General features: G+C 67.4%; 14 protein-coding genes and 2 pseudogenes. 5 read left to right on the plus strand and 11 right to left on the minus strand.

The features are described from left to right. Window positions 1-44 precede the first annotated feature (44 nt). On the plus strand, window positions 45-3,716 hold the full coding sequence (locus ACQPWZ_RS00365; protein ID WP_433570203.1) for a protein kinase domain-containing protein: 3,672 nt from the start codon (window positions 45-47) through the stop codon (window positions 3,714-3,716). Between the two features lie 16 nt (window positions 3,717-3,732). Here ACQPWZ_RS00365 and ACQPWZ_RS00370 read toward each other — a convergent pair whose 3' ends face one another. Then, window positions 3,733-4,350, minus strand: a complete 618-nt coding sequence (locus tag ACQPWZ_RS00370) for a hypothetical protein (RefSeq protein ID WP_433570204.1) — start codon at window positions 4,348-4,350, stop codon at window positions 3,733-3,735. Window positions 4,351-4,526: 176 nt separating this feature from the next. Between ACQPWZ_RS00370 and ACQPWZ_RS00375 the strand changes: the two are divergent. Next, a pseudogene (locus tag ACQPWZ_RS00375) lies at window positions 4,527-5,252 on the plus strand (L-threonylcarbamoyladenylate synthase); the annotation flags it as partial. A gap of 7 nt (window positions 5,253-5,259) precedes the next feature. Here ACQPWZ_RS00375 and ACQPWZ_RS00380 read toward each other — a convergent pair. From ACQPWZ_RS00380 to ACQPWZ_RS00390, 3 genes and pseudogenes are all read right to left on the minus strand, one after another. Further along, a pseudogene (locus tag ACQPWZ_RS00380) lies at window positions 5,260-5,385 on the minus strand (carbonic anhydrase); the annotation flags it as partial. Between the two features lie 17 nt (window positions 5,386-5,402). After that, window positions 5,403-5,741: a thioredoxin family protein gene (locus ACQPWZ_RS00385; protein ID WP_340471068.1), complete on the minus strand. Its 339-nt coding sequence runs from the start codon at window positions 5,739-5,741 to the stop codon at window positions 5,403-5,405. Window positions 5,742-6,285: 544 nt separating this feature from the next. Next, on the minus strand, window positions 6,286-7,425 hold the full coding sequence (locus ACQPWZ_RS00390; protein ID WP_433570205.1) for a PucR family transcriptional regulator: 1,140 nt from the start codon (window positions 7,423-7,425) through the stop codon (window positions 6,286-6,288). 86 nt (window positions 7,426-7,511) lie between these two features. On the opposite strand from ACQPWZ_RS00390, the gene ACQPWZ_RS00395 reads away from it, so the two are divergent. After that, window positions 7,512-8,567, plus strand: coding sequence for a ferredoxin reductase (locus ACQPWZ_RS00395; protein WP_433570206.1), 1,056 nt, complete (start codon window positions 7,512-7,514; stop codon window positions 8,565-8,567). Between the two features lie 7 nt (window positions 8,568-8,574). After that, window positions 8,575-9,693 (plus strand): fatty acid desaturase family protein, encoded by a 1,119-nt coding sequence (locus tag ACQPWZ_RS00400; protein ID WP_433570207.1) that lies wholly within the window; start codon window positions 8,575-8,577, stop codon window positions 9,691-9,693. Between the two features lie 646 nt (window positions 9,694-10,339). On the opposite strand, the gene ACQPWZ_RS00405 is transcribed toward ACQPWZ_RS00400, so the two are convergent. From ACQPWZ_RS00405 to ACQPWZ_RS00425, 5 genes are all read right to left on the minus strand, one after another. After that, entirely contained in the window at window positions 10,340-10,693 is a 354-nt protein-coding gene (locus ACQPWZ_RS00405) for a DUF6086 family protein (protein WP_340471072.1), read from the minus strand. After that, window positions 10,690-10,950 (minus strand): hypothetical protein, encoded by a 261-nt coding sequence (locus tag ACQPWZ_RS00410; RefSeq protein WP_433570208.1) that lies wholly within the window; start codon window positions 10,948-10,950, stop codon window positions 10,690-10,692. Before ACQPWZ_RS00410 ends, ACQPWZ_RS00405 begins: the two co-directional genes overlap by 4 nt. Before the next feature lie 9 nt (window positions 10,951-10,959). After that, on the minus strand, window positions 10,960-12,336 hold the full coding sequence (locus tag ACQPWZ_RS00415) for a tetratricopeptide repeat protein (RefSeq protein ID WP_433570209.1): 1,377 nt from the start codon (window positions 12,334-12,336) through the stop codon (window positions 10,960-10,962). A gap of 101 nt (window positions 12,337-12,437) precedes the next feature. Further along, on the minus strand, window positions 12,438-13,415 hold the full coding sequence (locus ACQPWZ_RS00420) for an endonuclease/exonuclease/phosphatase family protein (RefSeq protein ID WP_433570210.1): 978 nt from the start codon (window positions 13,413-13,415) through the stop codon (window positions 12,438-12,440). Between the two features lie 249 nt (window positions 13,416-13,664). Beyond that, on the minus strand, window positions 13,665-14,357 hold the full coding sequence (locus ACQPWZ_RS00425) for an alpha/beta fold hydrolase (protein ID WP_433570211.1): 693 nt from the start codon (window positions 14,355-14,357) through the stop codon (window positions 13,665-13,667). A gap of 2,043 nt (window positions 14,358-16,400) precedes the next feature. Between ACQPWZ_RS00425 and ACQPWZ_RS00430 the strand changes: the two genes are divergently transcribed. Further along, complete coding sequence (locus ACQPWZ_RS00430; protein WP_340471077.1) at window positions 16,401-17,084, plus strand: hypothetical protein; 684 nt, start codon at window positions 16,401-16,403, stop codon at window positions 17,082-17,084. A gap of 405 nt (window positions 17,085-17,489) precedes the next feature. On the opposite strand, the gene ACQPWZ_RS00435 is transcribed toward ACQPWZ_RS00430, so the two are convergent. Both ACQPWZ_RS00435 and ACQPWZ_RS00440 read right to left on the minus strand, forming a co-directional pair. Beyond that, window positions 17,490-18,752, minus strand: coding sequence for a DUF6357 family protein (locus tag ACQPWZ_RS00435; RefSeq protein ID WP_433570212.1), 1,263 nt, complete (start codon window positions 18,750-18,752; stop codon window positions 17,490-17,492). 66 nt (window positions 18,753-18,818) lie between these two features. Further along, window positions 18,819-19,472: a hypothetical protein gene (locus tag ACQPWZ_RS00440; RefSeq protein WP_433570213.1), complete on the minus strand. Its 654-nt coding sequence runs from the start codon at window positions 19,470-19,472 to the stop codon at window positions 18,819-18,821. Window positions 19,473-19,481 lie beyond the last annotated feature (9 nt).

Genomic DNA, 19,481 nt, shown 5'->3' on the forward strand with positions numbered 1-19,481 from the left:
TGCTCCATCGCACGGACTGCTCTCCGGGAAGGCTGAACCAACGGATGCACGACGACCACCCCATCTCCCCAACTGCGGGCAGTGTGGGGCACTATCGCTTGGCGCGCCGGGTCGGCAGCGGAGGACAAGGCACCGTTTACGAGGCTTACAACCCCGACGGCACGCGGGTGGCAGTCAAGATCCTCCACGCTGCGCCAGCCGCCGGCTCAGCAGCGATGCACCGTCTCGCAAAGGAGATTGAGGCCGCGCGTAGGGTCTCCTCCGCCTGCACTGCCCGGTTGATCGATGCCGGCGTCGACCGATGCCGTTCCTATGTCGTCAGTGAGTTCATCGATGGCCCGACTCTGCGTGAAGCTGTGCAGGAACAGGGTCCCTACAGGGCTGACGACCTGAAACGGCTCGCGCTCGGAATAGCTGTCGCCCTCTGCGGCATTCATGACGCGCACGTAGTACACAGGGATCTGAAACCCGACAATGTCCTGCTCGGGCTCCATGGGCCTACGGTGATCGATTTTGGCGTTGCCCGGCTCCTTGAACTCAGCGCCACGGAGCCTGGCGGCCTGCCAGGAACGCTGGCTTACACCGCTCCTGAGGTACTGGATGGCCAGGCGGCCGCGACCACTGCCGATGTCTTCGCATGGGGCGCCACCGTGCTGTTCGCTGCCACAGGCAGGGATCCGTTTGGCGGAGAGCATTTGGATGAGATCGTCCAGCGCGTACGCAGTTGCCGGCATGACAGGTCGTTACTCAGCGAGCCGCTGCGCTCCCTGGTGGGAGCCGCCCTGCGCAGGGTACCCGAGAGAAGGCCGAGCATGATGGGCGTGCTCTACACGCTGACATCGAGCTCTGGGAACTCCACAGGTGCGCAGGGCTCTCCAGGCTCTCAAACGGTGGAGACTGCTGCGCGCAGCGCCCGCCTGCTGACTTCGCCGAAGGGCTTGCGTCCACTGCTGCCTTTGGGGGACATCGCTGAACATGCCTTCGCGCTCCTCAGCCCTGTTGAACAGGACTGCGCGAAGGAGGTGATGCTCCGCATGATCGTCCCTGGTGACGAACAGGATGACGGCCGCGATACGACGCGCAGCGTCAGCCTGGAAGAACTGGTGGACCTCGCCGCACCAGGTCGTGCGGTATCGATGCGCAGGGTACTCGGCGTCTTCACCTCCGCAGGCCTCCTCACCGCCATGCCCGGAGTTATCGGAGTGTGCAGTCCTGCGTTGCTGGTTGCCTGGCCCCGGCTTCGCCAGTGGATATCAGTGGACCGCGAAGGGTTGCACATCCACCGTCGTCTCGGGCGGGGAGCGCGGGACTGGGAAGCTCACGCCCGCCATGACGATGCACTGCTGCACGGAAGCGACCTCGCCCGCTGTCTGGAATGGTCACTGATCGCGCCGGCCCATCTGCGTCTCAACACGGCGGAACGGACGTACTTGGCGGCATCTCGCCGAGTGCGACGCCGTCAGCGGATACAGCGTCGCCGGTGGGCCCTGTCCGCAGCCGTCCTGACACTGATCACTGTGGCCACCGGCACGGTCGCCTGGAACCTCAATACCCTGAGCGAGGAACGACGCACGCGACTTGAGCAGGAGCGGGAGCAATCGTCAGTTCGCCGCGCCGTCTCCCGCGCGGATGCACTTCGCCGTTCCGAACCGGCAACCGCAATGCTGCTCAACGCAGCCGCGTGGCAGATCGCGCCTTTGGAAGAAGCACGGGCCGGGCTCCTGGCTGCGGCCACACAACCGGAGCGCAACACGCCCTCCGCACAGGACTACGGCGACAGCAGCATCCGGTCGCACGACGGGAGCACAGTCGCCTACCTGCGACGGGACTCCGGTCTGATCACTGTCACTGACGCAGCCACCAACCACGTCTCGGCCACATTCACACCCCCGAGAGGAGCGGTCGCGGCAGCCGCCACGACGATCAGCGCGAACGGATCAGTCCTGGCCTATTCCGGTACAGCCGGGGTCACGCTCTGGCGGCCGCGGGGAAAGGCACTACCGAACAAAACCTACGGCACGAGTCACGGCATCCCGTTGGCCGTGAGCGATGACGGCCGCAACCTGGTTGTCCGGGAGGGAGATGTCCTGCACGTCTGGGACACACTGGCCGGGCGCAGGACAGCCCGCATCCCCTACGCCAATGTGGAGCCGTCGATCGCGCTCAGCCGCGACGGCAGACGGCTCGCGGTCTGTCTGGCGAGGGAAGCGGTGCAGTTGTGGAACACCGAGGTCGGACGGCCCGTGGGTCGGCCCTTGCGGCAAGGCACCGTGGTCGACGACTGTCACATGCAATTCAGCCCCGACAGCCGGATCCTGGGGACCGCCGTCGAACTGGCCCGCGACGAGGCGGGCGTTGCCAACGGCACCGGCCGAATCCGCCTCTTCGACGCTTCTTCAGGAGCGGAGAAGAACACGCTCGCCTTTGACGCCGACACCAATCTCCGGGCTCCTCGTCGAGTGTCGTTCAGATTCAGCCCGGACAGTCAGTATCTGGCCATCGCGGAGCTGCAGACGCTCGTCATCCATGACATCGTCGATGACGCCACCGCGGCCCGCTACGCGCTCCCAGCCCTCGACAGCGTCCCGGACCTTCAATACGGCCCGGACGCACGCACCCTGCATTTCGCGAGCCGCAGTGGCATGCACACCATCGCGTGGCGGCCGAAGAGCCGACGGCACGGGACCGGGTCACATCAAGGTTCGGTATTCAGTCCGGAAGGCAGCCGTGTCGCGTTCCTGCGAGAGTCCCATGGGGCGGGTCGGCGTGGCACCTTCGTCGAAGTACGGGACACCGCCAGTGGCCGCGTTGTCGCAGGTCCCTTGTCCGCGGCCGGCCCTGCGCCGTATAAGCTCTCATTGAGCCGGGACGGTAGGAGGCTGGTGGTAGCCAGTGGCACTACCGCCACAGTCTGGGACACCCACCGCCAACAACGTCTGGCCGAGCTGCGCCCCGTCCGGACGGACCTCCAGAGCGGCGCCTGGCATTCCATCTCCTCCGGTGCCGTCATCAGCCCGGATGGCACCCATGTGGCCACGAGCAGCTCCCGAAAGCTGCTGTTGTGGACAGCCGCAAGCGGACACGTCGACCGTACGATTCCGAACGTGCGCGGGATGCCGCTCGCCTTCACGCCGGACGGTGCCCTCGTGGTCACGGACGCCGGCGAGATGGTTGATATTCGCACCGGCGCCGTCCATGCACGCTTCGGTGAGAATGCCGCAATCAAACGGGTCGTGGCCAGCGGCAACGGCAAGATCATCGCCGCCGCCGAGGGCGGTGGCGACGTCCATCTGTGGGATGTGCAGCACAGGCGGCAGATCGGAACTATCAAGCCGGATCCCGAAATTTTGATCGGATCACTCGCGCCGGCAACACCCGATGAGGTCGCCCTGTCCGCCGACGGCCGCACGCTCGCCACCGCGTCGGTCCAGGGCGGTCCCCTGGATCTCTGGGACACGGGCACGCTACGCAGGATCGGAGACGAGATCCTGCAGAGCACCCGTGTTTCTGGAATCACCTTCACTCCTCGGACCGGGGACCTGGTAGTTGCGTCCGACACGGGCACTTCTTCCAACGACCCTCTGCTGGAGGGCTACGCCCTTTCCCCAGAGGCGACAATCAAGGAAATCTGTGCCTCCGCAGGCCGCTCGCTGACCCCCCAGGAGTGGCGTACCCACATCCCCGATCTCCCCTACAAGAAGGTGTGCCCCAGGTAGCCACAGGCTGCGTCATTCACAGGCGCCGTCGAGGCGCCGCCCCCGCCACGGACAACAGCTCGATCAGCGAGGACCGGAAATGCTCCCGTGCGGACTCCGCCTCACGCACCGCCTCACGCACCTCTGAAGGGATCGGGTCCACCACCGCGCCGGTACGAGATCTGCCGACCACCACCGAGCGCAGCATGAGAGTCGCGCGGGCCATCGCTTCGAACAAGGGTTGAGTCATCCCGCTGGTGTCATCCGCCGAGGCCACCCACAGACCATCCATCAGCAAAGACGCCGCAGCCTCGTCCGCCTCCCGCCGCAGCTTGCCGAACTCCTCGTCGAAAGCACGCAGTTCCCATTGTTCCCCCGCCTCCAGACGGCTGAGCGAGGCCGAAATCGCCTGCATCCAAAAGCCGCCCACCAGGCGAAAGGCCACCACACGCTCAACACGCGCCTGGACGGCACGCGTCACTTCCAACTCACGCGCATGCTCGTTCTGCAGGCTTTGCAACTCCAGTGCACTGCTGAAACGCAACTCTTCCAACCGGACCTCATGACGGCGCACCTGCTCGTAATGCATCGCCGCCGACTCCGCCTGACGCCGCTGCAGCCGTAACGGGCCGAACCACCCCACCAAGCCGGTCACCAGCGATCCAACGAGAGCGCCTAAAAGAACCAGCCACGCGCCACCTTCTCCCATCCCCGAATCTTCGCAGGGAACCCGACTTCAACGCCGAGATTCCCGACGGAACTGCGGTCCGTCGTGAGCGGCGGAGCGGTGAATGGCAGGACCACGTGTTCCTGCACCGCGCGCACCATCCACGCCTGCTGGCCGAACACTTCTGGCCAGGGCCGCTGACGCTGGTCCTCCGCCGCGGTTCCCGCGTGCCCCTCTAAGCGACCGGTGGACTGGAGACGGTGGCCGTGCGCGTGCCCGACCACCCCGTCGCACTCGCGCTGCTGTCAGCCTTCGGCGGCGGTGTCACGGCCCCGTCCACCAACCGCTCGGCCAGGTCCGCCCCACCACGGCGGACCATGTCCGTGCGGAGCTTCGTGACGGCGTCGACTTCGTGCTGGACGGCGGGCCCTGCGAGGTCGGCGTCGAGTCGACCATCGTCGACGCCACTGGCGAAATGCCGAGCATCCTTCGGCCCGGCGGGGTGCCGCGCGAGGACCTCGAAGCGGCGCTGCGGCGCCCGCTCGCGGTCGCCTCCACGAGCCCCGTCCGGGTGCCGGGCCCCGCGGGCACGCGTCGTCCTCGTCGAGCGCGAGAACGTCATCGCGGAAGCGCAGCTCGCGCAGGAGCTCGGGCACCGGGTGGGCATCCTTCTTCCCCCAGCCTTCGCCGACGCTCCGGTGAAGGCCCACGCCGTGGTTCCCCTCCCCGTTTCCATGACCGCCTACGCGCAGGGGCTGTATGGGTACCTGCGTGAACTCGACGAGCAGGGGTGCGACCTCATCGTCGCTTCCTTGCCCGTGGAGGAAGGGCTGGGACTGGCGATCGTCAACCGGCTGCGCCGCGCCGCAGGGCCCCGGCCCACCGCGTGACCAGCGGTCAGGGCGCCGCAGGGACCGCCACCTCGAGACCGCGCGAGGCAACGAGCTGCGCACTGCCGTCGGCCAGACGGTAGCTCAGCCCCACCACGGCAGCCTGGCCGGCGGCGACCTTCTCGGCCAGTACGCCACGTGCCGCAGCCCTCAGAGGTGGCCGTCCAGGAACTTCCGTACCTCCGCGATGGTCAAAGGCCCCGTGCCGTGCGCCACCGCCTCTCCCTCCTTCAGCAGGACGTAGGACGGGGCTCCGGTGATCCCGTACCGCTCGGTTGCGGCCGGACAACGCGTGATGTCGGCGCGGACGGCCGTCAGGCGGCCCGCGTAGTCGTCGGCGATGCCAGCCACGACGAGGTCCATCACCCGGCAGGGCTCGATTGCCTTGGGCCATGTACCGGTGAAGTATGCGAGGACCGGAACACCGCTCATCCCGAGGATGAAATTGAACTCCGCGTCCTCACGGGGTCGGTGAACCCTCTTCGCCATGGAAGCTCCTGACCTCACATTCCGTCATTCCATCCCCATCATCCCTCGCGCGGTGTGCCATGCCGACCCGGTCGGTCGTCCGGTTGACCTGTCGGAAGGGAGGCGCGGGGCCGTCGCAGAACCACGGTGGTCCACGGCGCGAGCAGCCCGGCCCCCCGCCTCTGGTGACCCGACCTGGCCGCCCCGCCGGTCACCCAGCTGCAGCCCGCCGCGCGCCCGTGGGTCACGAGTGCCAGGACAGCGCCCTCCACGACGATATGAAAGCCCTTTTCCAGGGCATATTGGCCCAGATCACCGACCAGATGCTCGATGAGCGGGCCGGTGCTCATCATCCACCGGATCCAGTCGAGCCGTATCCGCCACCGCGCTTCTGAGACAGCGCCCCCGACGGGCTTCCCGAGGCCTTGTCCGGTCTTCACATCAACCCCCGGTCTCAGCCGGCTGATACCGCTCTTCTCCGGGCAGCATGAGCCAGCTGATGGCACCGAGAACGAGGGATTCCTGGACCGCTCACGGACGCGGTCGTGGACGGTCGAAGTACGCGTCAGCTGACCCGAAGAGCGACCGCCAGCGTCAGTTCAAGGGCCCGGTGTGGCGATGCGAGATCCGGAAACAGCTCCCGCAGCTGCGACATCCGGTACCGGACGGTCTGGGGATGGACGAACAACGCCGCCGCCACCTCGTCCCGCCTGCCATGGTGCAGCAGCCACGCTCGCAACGTCTCCTCCAGCCGCCGTGCGGTCGCGACAGGCAAGGTCCGCAACGGTGCGAGGGCTCGGGCACGCAGGTCTGCGAACGCGTCCACGTCGGCGCTCAGGACCAGCTCGGGCAGGTGGTCCTCGGTGTCGCGAATATCAGAGGAGAGGGAGCGCGCGCGTTCGGCTCGTGCGTACGAGGCGGACGCTCGAGTCCATGGCCGGGCCGGGCCGACCACGGCGGTGCGGTCGGTCAGCTGCCGCAAGAGATGTGATCGGTCGGCATCGGGGACGAGCAGCACACCGGTGGCGTCCGGCAGATCGTCGAGGACGAGGGTGCTCGGGTCGAGCGCGCGGGAGGTAGGCCGGGCCTGGGCGGCGGGGAGCAGGACCGCGGTCAGCGAAACCGGAGGCTGCCACCCGGCCCGTTGAACAGAAGCCAGCAGCACGTCCGGGCTCGCGCCGGCGAGGAGGTCGCGGGCCAGGTGTTCCAAGTGGCGCTCGTGGGCCCTGCCCCGGGCGGCCAGTTCGTCGGCGTGGCCCGCGGCGCTCGCGGCGGAGAGCTCGTCGATGTAGGCGAAGGTCAGTTCGGCGAACTTGGCGACCTCGGCGGCGGGCAGACCTGCGGGTACCGCACCCGCTGCCAGGCATCGCCAGGCCACGCGGGCGCCGACGCGGTAGGCGCTGAGCAGGGCGTCCATCGAACGGCCGTCGCGCACCTCGCCGCGGCCCAGCTCGTAGGCTGCGTCACCGGCGTCGCCGCCTGTGGCGTTCCCGCTCGCGAGGTCCAGGTAGTGCCCCAGGGCGGTGCGGACGGCTCGGCGGATGGTGCCGCCCATGCGGCCCGAAAGGGCGTGGGCGTAGGGAGGGACCTCGTCGATGATCGCCTGGACGACCTCGTCGGCGGTGGTCTTCAGCGCGGCCCGAAGTGCGGTGACCGTCGTCTCATTGAGGGCCAGTTCGCTGGCCCTCCGGATTGCATGGCTCACGTTTTGTTCCCTGCGAACAATTCAGCCGACAAGATTTACGTCCTGCGGTCAGGACTTTACGCCTTGAGGCGCAGCAAGCTGGAATCATGACGAGTGCAGCCCTCCGCAGCAGGGCGTGGAAACTGCTGGAGATGGTCACGACGCCGCTGCTGCCGTCGGACTACCTCGACCTGGTCAGCCCGCTGCGTGCAGGCGCTGACCTGCGTGGGCGCATCGAGGCCGTGCACCCCGAGACGGGCGACGCCGCGACTATCGTGATCAGGCCGGGACGGGGCTGGCGCGGCCACACAGCCGGTCAATACGTGCGGATCGGGGTCGACGTCGACGGGGTGCGCCTGTGGCGTGCCTACTCCATCACCTCGCCGACAAACCGCCAGGACGGCCGCGTCACGATCACCGTGAAGGCCATCCCGGACGGCAAGGTCAGCAACCACCTGGTCCGCAGGGCGAAACCGGGCACGCTGATCCAGCTCGACCAGCCGAACGGTGACTTCGTGCTGCCGCACGCCAAGCCCGCCAAGGTGCTCTACCTGACGGCCGGCAGCGGCATCACGCCCGTGATGGGCATGCTGCGCGACATCGAGTTCGACGACGTCGTCATGGTCCACTGCGCGCCACAGCCGCAAGACGTGATCTTCCGCAACGAACTGCACGACCTGGTCGCGGACAAGAAGCTGCGGCTCACCGAGGTGCACACCGACACAGACGGCATGCTCGACATCGCCCGTCTCGATGAACTCGTGCCCGACTGGGCCGATCGCGAGACCTGGGCTTGCGGGCCCGCGGGCCTGCTCGACGCCGCCGAAGAGCACTGGACCGAGCACGCCGTACAAGAGCGCCTGCACACCGAACGCTTCCGCCCCAGCATCGTCGTCGCCGGCGACGGCGGCGAGGTCACGTTCAGCGCTACCGGCAAGACCGTCGACGCGGACGGCGCCACGCCGTTGCTGGACATCGGCGAGGAGGCCGGCGTGCTCATGCCCTCCGGGTGCCGCATGGGCATCTGCTTCGGCTGCATCACGCCGCTCAAGGCGGGCGCCGTCCGCGACCTGCGCACCGGCGAGATCACCGAGGCCGAGCCGGGCGTCCTCATCCAGACCTGCGTGTCCGCCGCGGCGGGCCCCTGTGACATCGAACGGTAGGAGCACCTTGACCGCCATCGACCCCACCGCCCACCTGACCGCGGAGCAGATCGAGGAGCTTGGCCGCGAGCTGGACGCGATCCGCGACGAGGTGATCGCCAGCCGCGGCGAGAAAGACGCCGCCTACATCCGTAAGGTCATCTCGGCGCAGCGCAAGCTCGAGTTGGTCAGCAGGGGCGTGCTGCTGTTCTCGATCTTCCCGCCCGCGTGGCTGCTCGGCACCGCCGGTCTGTCCGTGGCGAAGATCATGGACAATATGGAGATCGGCCACAACGTCCTGCACGGCCAGTGGGACTGGATGCGAGACCCGAAGATTCACTCCACCACCTGGGAGTGGGATCACGTCTCGCCGTCCGAGCAGTGGAAGCACTCGCACAACGAGCTGCACCACACGTACACCAACGTGATCGGCAAAGACAACGACCTCGGCTACGGCATCATGCGCGTCGACGAGGACCAGAAGTGGCACCCGTTCCACCTCGGCCAGCCGCTGTGGAACTTCATCAACGCCTGCTTCTTCGAGTACGGCATCGCAGCGTACGACCTGGAGCTCGGCAAGAACCTGCACAAACGCCGCCGCAAGAACCCGGAGTTCCGCGCGCGGGCCAAGGCCGTGGGCCGCAAGATCCGCAAGCAGGTGCTCAAGGACTACGTGATCCACCCGGCGCTGTCGGGCCCGTCGTTCCTCACCACCCTCGCCGCCACGTTCACCGCGAACCTGGTCCGCAACATCTGGTCCCACTCGGTGATCATGTGCGGGCACTTCCCCGAGGGCGTGCAGGTCTTCGAGCGTCGGTCGATCAAGGGCGAGACTAGCGGCCAGTGGTACCTGCGCCAGATGATGGGCTCGGCGAACATCAGCGGGAGCAGGGTCATGCACTTCATGACCGGCAACCTGTCACACCAGATCGAGCACCACTTGTTCCCGGACCTGCCGAGCAACCGGTACGCCGAGGTCGCGGTGAAGGTGCGCGCGCTGTTCGAGAAGTACGAGCTGGAGTACGTCACCGGGCCGCTGCCGAAGCAGGTGGTCTCGGCGTGGCGCAAGGTCTTCCGCCTCTCGCTGCCGAACAAGAAGCCCAAAGCCAAGACGCCGGACCGCGAGCAGGAGCTCGTCGCGGCCTGATCCCGGTAGATCTATCGGCGTACCGGCGGCACCGCCGGTTTCGGTGAGATCCGTTGCGGACGGTGGGCGGCCGCGACGGCAGGCCGTAGGCCACGGGATCCGGGCAGCCCGGTGTCCGGCTGCGCTGCCTGGACGTGCGCCAGGAGCTCAGCACACAGCCCCAGCGAGGGCTCGCCTGTGCGGGACACAGAAGGGCGTCGAGCGTGGCCCTGACGTTCATGACCGCTACAACCACCCGTAGAACCCTCAACGAAAGGCCCTGCGAGCTCCGGCGCCCCACCGGCCACCCCACCCGGCACATCACCCGACAACGAATGCGGGATTCTTCCCGCCGATCGGCACTGAGCTGTGGGCCGGTCTGGGAACAGGCGGTCGCCGAAATGCTTCTCGTCGACGGCTGTGTGTGAGTACTACCCCCGTCGAACTCTGCACCGGCCGTACGCCGGAACGTACCTGAACCGTGCGCCTGACCGGATATGCGGACGGACGGGTGCCGTCAACGTCCCGGTACCGGCGCTCACAGCACAAGTGGTGTGGCGGGTCGGATGCGGGGATCGAACTGCAGTGCTGCAGCGCGTCCAGCCGCATACTGGCGCACAGCCCCGCCGTTCTGATTCCGGCGGAGCTGCTGCGAGTTGTACCAACGCTACGCCATGGTGCGTGCGAGGGCGTCCCTCTCTTCCCAGAGGGCCACATGCGGGGGCCGCAGGGTGATCACTCCCCCCGCGCGCTCGAGCAGAACGAGCGAGGTCACCAACAGGCCCTGCGCCAAACCGTGCAGGACCTCGTTCGTGGTAGATGAGTACATGCCGTACAGACCCTCGACGAAGGCCCGAAACGGCTCCGACTCCACGTCACATCCGCCCTGTGGATTGGCTGTCAGCCCGGATGGAAGCTCCAGGAACTCAGCAGCACCTCGCGCGAGGAAGACGTACAACTGTCCGCTGTGATAGCCCGCGTCCCAGAGCGTCTCGCCGCCTAGTTCGAAGGGGTAGCTCAATCTGTGATCTCCAGTCTGAGGTCGAGTCCAGGGTGGTCTTTCCTTAGCTGCTCGAACCGTTCCTCAAGCGCGGCCCGGAAACGTGTATCCATTCCGGACTTCGTGAATCGGAAGCCGAGAGGCGCGTTCTCGTAGCCGGGAAGCAGCTGCCTGCACTTCAGGTAGTTGGCGAGCTTCTTGTTGACGTGTCTGCAGGTCGGCACCGTGGCCCGTTCCTGCCGGTCGGCGAGAACGGCAGCAACGGTCCCGGACTTCACGGAGTCCTGCTAGAAGGGAGGCTCGTTAGGACCGCGGGTGGCCTGGATCGCGGCGTCGCGCCGGCGACTGGCCTCGTGGAGTTCGGAGAGGGATGGCATGCCGGTGATCGCTTCCGTGGCGCGTCCCTGCTTGATCAGGAGTTCGGCTACTTCCCACGCCGGCACGTGGCCGTCGGCCCGTAGCAGGGCGAGGGCCTCTTCGACGCGTCCCGACTGCTCCAGTACCCCTGCGGTGCTGGCCGTCAGTCCGTAAAGGTCCGACGGCAGAGTCGCGGCGTAGGCGAGGGCCTCCTCGTATCGGCCGGCCTCAGCCAGCAGCCACAGTCGGTTCGAGTGGAACCAGGACGGGTGTTCCGCGATGAACTCGGCATCACGCTCATCGAGAAGTGCCACAGCGTCATCAGGACGTCCGGCCTCGAACAGAAGGTGGATGACGCTTTCGAGGAGGCATGCATCGTCGCCGTCGAACGTGGGGCGTCCCACCTCGACGGCCTCTTCCAGTCGGCCCTGACGGCCCAGCAGGTCGATCAGGGGCCAGCGGAAGCGGCCCGGGTATTCGTCGCAGGCGATGAAGTGCCGCAGAACAGCCTCCGCCTCCTCAGTCCGCCCAAGGCCCTCAAGGGCCCTGGCGTAGAAGGGGAGAACGGTGCGCGCTTGCTTTCCGGTCCCCAGTGCGCGCAGCTCCTCGATGCGCCCCTGGCACTGGAGGAGCTCGGCGTAGGCAACGAGCGTGTTCTGGGTCAGGTAGCGGCCGGCGGCTATGTCCGCTCCGAGCACCTGAACCGCCTCGTCGACGCGCCCCGCACGTTCCAGGACCTGGGCCTGCAGTTCCTGCGCGTTGCTGGCGTCGTCATTCCACCGGCCTTCGGCGCGGGCGCTGCGGGCCCTTTGGGCCCTTGGCGCGATCAGTTCCAGCACCTGTTCCTCACGGCCCTGCCCCTGCGTCAGCTCGACCAGGGCGGACAGCATCCACCCCCGGTCGAGATGCGGTGCAAGGACGGCGATCGCATCATCCACCCGCCCCACCTTGACCAGCAGTTCCGCGAAGTTCCGGCACACATGCTCCGGCTCCCGCGCCACGTCGTCCGGACGGACCAGTTCCAGCGCTTCTTGCACCCGGCCTGCGTGGAGCAGGACGTCCGCACTCGCCCACCGCGCCGGCCGCCAGCCGATCGCGGCGAATGGCTCCAGCACGCCCAGAGCCCGCTCGAACTCGCCGAACCTACAGAGTTCCCGCGCCGCCGTCTCCGCGCAGAACCACTCCCCCCGCTCCGCCGCCGCCCCAATCAGAAGCTCCAGATGCCCCCGCTCCAACAGCAGGTTGACCAGCCTTGGAGGAACTCCGCCGTTACGCCGAACCTGCCACTCAAGATCATCAATGTTCACGGCCTGAGCGTACGGGCGCCCACTGACACTCACCGATGAGTAACAGCCAGGGCGGTCAACCGGACGACCAGACACAGTCCGCCGCACCAGAGGTGCCAAACTCAGCCGCTGGGAATGGCGAACTCCACCCAGAGGGGGTAGTGGTCGGAGATGTGCCACGACAGGTCGTTGAGCGTGCCGTTCCCCCGCAGCTCCGGGACGAAGTCGACATGACCTCCGCCGACCGCGTCCAGCGTCAACACCGGCCGGCGCTCCTGGCCGTGGGTGAACCAGGCAATCTGGTCGTAGAAATGCTCGGCACCCGGGTCGTCGAAAATAGTCCGCGGCAGCCCCTCCAACTCCGGTGCGGGCACCAGCCCCGTGGAGGTGAACGCCTCGAACAACGGGTCGCCCGCCCGGTCGATGTTGAAGTCGCCCAGCGCGATCAGGTTGTGGTCCCAGCCGAATTCCCGCTCCGCCCAGCCGGCCAGCCACTCGGCGATCGCCCGCAGCTCCGGCACCCGGTCAGCAGCCTTCTCACCGAACAGGACGTGCAACGTGACCAGGGTGAAGGTCTGCCCCTGGGAGAGGAAACTGACCGCATACGGCGTGCGCGCGAACTGCCGGTCCAGATCACCCGCGGGAACACCCGCCTCCTGCTCCAGCGGGACGACCAGCTCGCACGCCAGACCCGACAGCTTGACCCGCCGCGTGTCGAACAGGAACGCGAGACGCTCGTTGTTGCCCGCCCTCCCCTCGGTCACATCGGTCAGGACAAACGCCCAGTCCTCCCCCAACGCCCTGAGCAAGTAACGCAGGCCCCGAAGATCGCCACGTACCTCCTGCACCGCCACCACGTCGAACCGGCTCACCACCGAGGCAATGACCCGCACATCGGTGAAGTTCCGCTTCGGTGAAGCCCCTTCCGGCGTGGTCCACGCCTTGGTCAAACCGGAGAAGGCGCGCAGATTCCACGTCGCAACACGCAGATTCGATCCAGCCCCCTTCGGCTCGACCACCTCGTCAAGCGCCGCCTCCCACCGTGCGAGACGTTCCGCCACCCGCTTGGGCGGCGCCAGAATGTCCAGTTCAACCGGCACGGAATCCTCCTCGACGCACGATTTCTCGCGCGGGTGCCTTCCCGCGCCAACGGCGGCTCATTGAGCCCTGATGCCCCGCTTCGACGGCAGGCCCTTCGGGCAGGCGCCATCGAAGCGAGGGCTTCCCGCCCCCTTCCTCCATAACGATGCAGCGGAGACTGGCCGGCCACGTCGGGTGCACTGGATTCACAACCTCCGCCCCGACGGGGGGCCGGGGGACCTGCCCGGCCCAGGGGCGGTCGTGGCGGGCTACGCGGCCGTGGCCTGCCGAATCATGTCGACGACTGCAGCGGGCTGCGACACGTAGACGGAGTGGCTACCCGGGATCTCGTTGACGGTGGCGCCCGCGCGCTCGGCCATCGCCCGCTGGGCCGGCGGAGGAATCATGTGGTCGTCGGCAGCGACCAGGTACCAGCTGGGCTTGGTGCGCCAGGCCGGTTCGCTGACGGCGCCTTGGAGAGCCTCGACTCCCCACGGCACCTGGGAGTCCGCCATGAAGCGGGCCTGCGCCTCGGGCAGGTCACCGGCGAACGAGGCGTGGAACTGCTCGCGGTCGAGGAAGAGCTGGCCATCCTTCGGAGGGAGGATCGGTGGCACGGGCGCACCCGGCGGCGGGTCCGCGATCAGGGAGTTGACCGACTCACCCTCGTCCGGCGCGAAGGCCGCGACGTAGACGAGTGCGGAAACCCTGGAGTCCCGTCCCGCCTCGGTGATCACGACACCTCCGTAGGAATGCCCCACCAGCACGGCAGGGCCGTCCAGCTCCGCGACGACCTGGAGCGTCGCCGCGACGTCGCCTGCCAGGGATTGGGTCGGGTTCTGCACGATGCTGACGTTGTAGCCCGCGTCCACGAGGGGTTCGTGGACGCCCTGCCAGCCGGACCCGTCCACGAATCCTCCGTGGACCAGGACCACATTCCGCAGGGCGTTTTCCGCTGCCATGATGAGCCTCCGTTCGCTGAAGCGGGTCGAGAGTTCCTGATCGCGCTCATGTGACAAACCGGCCGTGCGGTGCGGCTTCGGCCGAATGACCCACCACCTCGAAGAAGCCGAATCATCGTGATTGCCGCGTGCGCGCGGCGGAAATTCCGTAATCGTCCCGCATCCTCTGCGGAAACTCCGGGATACGGAATTGATTCGGGACAACCGCCCGGCGTCGACCTTCCCGGCCCTTTCTCCATCATGTCGCCCATGGCGTCCGACCACCATGGGAGGCTCCATGGCATCTCCTGCACCGCCTGCCGGGGGGCCGCGTCGGCCCCCGTGAACCCGGCGGAACGTCTCTACGGGCTATGGAAAGACCGGCCGCCATCGACGGCCGGTTCGGCCGGGCATGTAGTCGAAATTCATGTCGCAGACGCCCACGACGACCACGCGGGGACGGCGATGAGATCGCTCAGGCGCTGATGCGGCGCGCGTCGGCTGCTGGACACAGGGCTGGGCGATGCTCGCGTTGAGCATGCCGTCAGAGTTGACGACCGGCGGTGCAGGGCAGGCATGGCGCTGACGCGCAGGGTGTGCCCATCGCGACACACTCCCGTGAGTACGGGTGCTGAGGTCAAGGGCGTCGCCGGGGCGTCCGCCTAGCGACCATGATCGCTGCGATACCGCTGCAAAGGCCGCCGAAGGCAGATGCGACAGCCGCTCCGGCAAGCGCGACGTCCGTGGCGCTGGTCGTGTCTCCGTCAGCCGTCGCGTCCCCATCGGGAGGGGCGCTCGACGGCTCGGCAGCTGGGACCGAAGGAAGCGCGGACTCCCAGCTATCCGGGCTCGATGGTTCCTCGGATCCGGGGCTCGCTGACTCCTCGAAGCTCGCGGACACAGACGCAGACGGAGTGGGCTCGTCTGGCGTAGCACGACAGTCCGGAGAGGCCAAGGCGAAAAAGGCCAGTACAAGGCTGGCGCCTAAGCAGAGTGCAGCAAGGACTGCCAGCGACCTGATGAGACGCTTCCGACCTAGTGCTGCCACCGTATGCCCCTCAAGAAGGCTCTGGGTGACCGGCAAGATCCTTCCTACGCCAGCAGCCGCTCCAGCGCGGCTCGGCCGAGCGGCGTGTCACCCGCAGGGTGCCCTGTCGGCGTACGCAGTGTGCAAACGACCGGCGCCCTGGGCGGAGGACGGGACTGGATCGGCATCGACCAAGGGCGCAGGCGCGAAGATCCATGTCGACCGCTGGGGTGTCAGCAGGTCGCCCGGCCGGCGGAGGTCACGTAGGACTGCCCGACGTGGCTCGGACTCCCCCGATCGCAACGAGGGTCTTCGACAACATGGCAGACGCCTCTCCACGGGGGCTCGACGCAACCGGCAGTACCCTCCGACCGGTTGCGTGCTGCTCCCCGCCGCCGAGCCGTTCACCGAGGGCCGCCCGGCTTCCCTCGCCAAGTGAGCGGTCTCTCGGCTGACGGACGACAAGAAGGCCGCCGACCCGCAGAAGACCTACGACAAAACACTGGCGGCCCTGAAGAAGGCCGGCTGGAGGCAGACACAGGAACTCACACAGCAGGGCTCAGCCGTCACGCCCCTGAAAAGGAACGGCTGGACTTTGGGGGGCTGCCACGGCCGGCCCGAGACGTACCTGGCGATCCACTTCCAGGCCTCGGACAACAGCGCCGAATGCGAGAAGGCGGTCAACGAGGAGCTGGCGATGAAACCGTCGTCGTAGGGCAGCCGGGCACGCACTCCACGGGAACCCTGCGCCGGGGGCTGGAGGCCGGCTGATCGTGTCGGCGCGCTCAATTCAGCGGTCCTGCTTGATCAGGCTGCCCAAGCCACAGAACCCCACACAGGCACCGCAGTCCGTCACTTCTTCGACTCAGCCTCGGACCGACTGACGTCGATGAAGGACTCCGGGTGCGTGGCCGCGTGACTGAACCTGTCACCCGAACCGGCAACTGCCCCTGCGGCAAGGCGGGGTGACCCGTTGGGTGGCGAGTGAGACAGACTGGGCCGGCCTGGACACGCGACTACCACGGGGAGCACGTCGGATGAGCAGCAACGTACTGACCATGTACAGCGGGCCGAGACGAGTCGACGGCCAGGGTCAGGCGAAGGTGGCGGGCATGGTCAGCTTCTCCGACGGGTCGGGGCCCGCGCCGTCGGCCGTGTACGTGGAGCGCGAACTGCCGCCGGGAGGCACGTCCGCGTACCTTGCGGCCCGGGGCGGCGGGGCCCGTTCGTTCGCTCTGTGGGCCGACGACCAACGCCGGGAGCGGGTGGCCACCGTGGTGACCCTGTCGGCCGGCGGCGGCGTCGCGAGGTTTCAGGTGCTCGGCGCGCACGGCGAGGTCATCGGCACGCTCATGCGCGAGAAGGCGCTCCGCGGCAGGGGCCTGCGCACCCGCTGGACCGTGCACCAGCCCGGCGGCTCCGAAGCGGTCGGCTTCAAGGGGAGGATCGTCTGGTGGTGGATGTGGTGGCTCTTGCTGCCCCTGATGACAGTTGTCCTCGTGGTCAGTGTTTTCGACAGCGTCCCTGGCAACGAGGGCGGCTTCGCACGCGCACCCCGGCGCATCCGGTGGCGCGCGAACGGGCAGGTCCCGCTGGAGTTCAGGTCCAAGGGCGACAAACTGCACGTACACGCACCTGGTGTGGACTGGCGGCTCGGGGCCGCGCTGATCGCCCTCCTGCGCAGCTTCAACGCCGGCGCGTGGGACTCGGTGAAGAAGTGACCCGGAGGACGACGCTCAGAACTCCTGACGAAATGATCTTTGAGTTGGTTGGATTGCTCCGGGACTGTTGATTCGGGGGTGTGGGTGGCTCGGACGGATTCGTGGGATGGCCGGCGGACCCGTCCGCGTACCGCTTAGGGGCCGGCGCCCCAAGCGGTGGAACCGCCGCCACAACACCACCCACGGCGAGATCTGCTGTCTCGGCGAGCAGACTTTGGCCAACCTCAAGGGACGGCGCCTCCTTCTCAGTTCCGCTGCATCACCAACCGAACGACCGACGTCGTGAAGGCAGTCCGCGTCCTTCACCTCGCATCAACATGAGATTGGTCAACGATCAGTGCGCGGGCTCCCGCACCCGCTCTTCGCAAATTCTTCCGACTGCGTGTGCGCGTGCTCCCGCTGGGACTACCGGGCGTCGCGCCGCCGACGCGCGCGCTCGAACTCGGCGACATCCGACATCCAGGGACCGTGCTGTTCGAGTGCGGCGTAGCCGCCGCGGACGAAGGCGCTCACCAGGTTCCGGTATCCGCCGATCCCGTCGACCAGGCTGTACTCGACCCCGTACTCCGGTTCCGAGCTGCCTTCACCAGCGCGCAGCGTCGTGATCCGGGCGATGGAGTCCGCGTAGAAATGGAGCTGGATCCCTTCGCCCATCTCCTCGTCCTCGATGGTGAACACTTCGTTGTCCGCGGCAGAGCGATCGCCGACGAACTCCCAGAACTCCGCGGCGGCGGTGCGGGGGCTGTCTCGCAGCCACTTCTTCTCGACGCCCTTGTCGTCGGTGAACGACAGGGCCGTCTTCCTCGCACTCCCGCCGAAGTCGGCGCGGTGGCCGGCAGCCTCCTCGTCATCCTCCATGGGTGGGCTCCTGGAGCGGTCCGCGGCCTCCGAGCACATCAGGAAGCTCACGGTACGCACCGCGTCATCGACGAGCTCAGGGTGTGCACGGCGCACGACCGCTTCGACCGTCGTCTTCATCCGATCCCAGTCACGCCTGTCCGTGGCGCGTTTTCCCCGTCGCGGATCGCGGCCGATCCGCATCCCGGCGCACGCCTGCTCCGCAGTGGCGATCACCCCCAGGACCTCGGGCAGCAGGGCGGGGTCTACGGCATCGGGCAGCCGCCTCGGAACCGTCGCGCCGTGCAGATACTGGCCCGTGTACCTCAGAATCGCGGCGTCGAGCGGACCGAGTACTGCTCCGCGCTCGGCGCGACGGCGGTCTGCCTGGTACTCCTGAGCTCGTTTCCCGTTTGACGTCTCTGTCGCCGCTCGCATCGCCGCGCATAGCTGACCGCGCTCAAGGAGACCGATGTCGGCCCCATGGGCGATGAGCCGGCTTCTGTCCCACCGGATGCGCTGGAAGAGCGCGTCGACATCCGCGGGCGCGGCAAGGAGGATCGGATCCAGGAGCGCGACGGCAGCGTTCTCATCGAGCCGGCCCCGGGTTCCGGCGTCGTCGCACAGCGGAAGAACCGCACTCCACAACAGCAGGTGCCTGGCCAGGTCCTCCCGGATCACCGCAAGGTGGGCTTCGCCTATCGAGAACGTGAACGTGCGAGGCTCGTGGTTGGCGTCGGCCCCGGCAGCGAGCATCACCTTCAGCTCGCCGTCTTCGCGGATCACGTTCGGGATCCAGCCGCTCATGCGCGTGAAGACGATGTCTCTCATGGACTCAGGTGTTCCCGGAACGGCACCGGCCGGCATCACGGCGATGCTGCAGCCCCACCCCTCTGTTCACGACCACCGTGCACATTCGGCGTCGAGGCGTGGGTCGGTGCGCACCCAGACTTCGCCTCCGGCGGCCTCGGCCGGGGCGTCGACTCGTTCGATACCGAGGAACTCCATCAACGTGAGCAGTTCGGCTCGTTCGGCTCGGTCGTCGTCGACATCATGCGAGTCGAAGAAGATGTAGTACTGGTCGCTCGGGTCCACATAGCCCGAATCTGCCCAGATCCGAGCGATTTCTTCGATCGCCGCTGCTTCCGTCGTCATCGTGGCGGCGCGGGCGGCACCGCGAGTCTCCGGTGACGCGTCGAGGTCGGCGAGGTCGGAGAACCACTGACCGAAGCGGTCAAGACCGGCATATCCGTTCTCGAAGAACAGCATCGCGCTCGGAAGGTAGCGATTGGCCCTGTCGACCTGGAGGTATTCCGACCGAGGTTGGTCCGCATCTTTCATCCGGGAGATCACACCTTGCCCGGGCATGAGTACCAAACTCTGCCCCGACGGTTCATCCTTGATGGTGTAGGTGCCAGAATCTCGATCACGGAAGAACGCAGAGAACGCTACGTACGCTTCCTGAGGGTCGCCCACGGAGACCTGTTGGTCGTTGCCATCACCGACAGCGAAGACGAACTGTTTCGGTCCGGGGTTGTAGGGGCGAGCCATGTGCGTCCT

The organism is Streptomyces sp. CA-251247 (assembly GCF_050952975.1).
Lineage (GTDB): Bacteria > Actinomycetota > Actinomycetes > Streptomycetales > Streptomycetaceae > Streptomyces > Streptomyces achmelvichensis.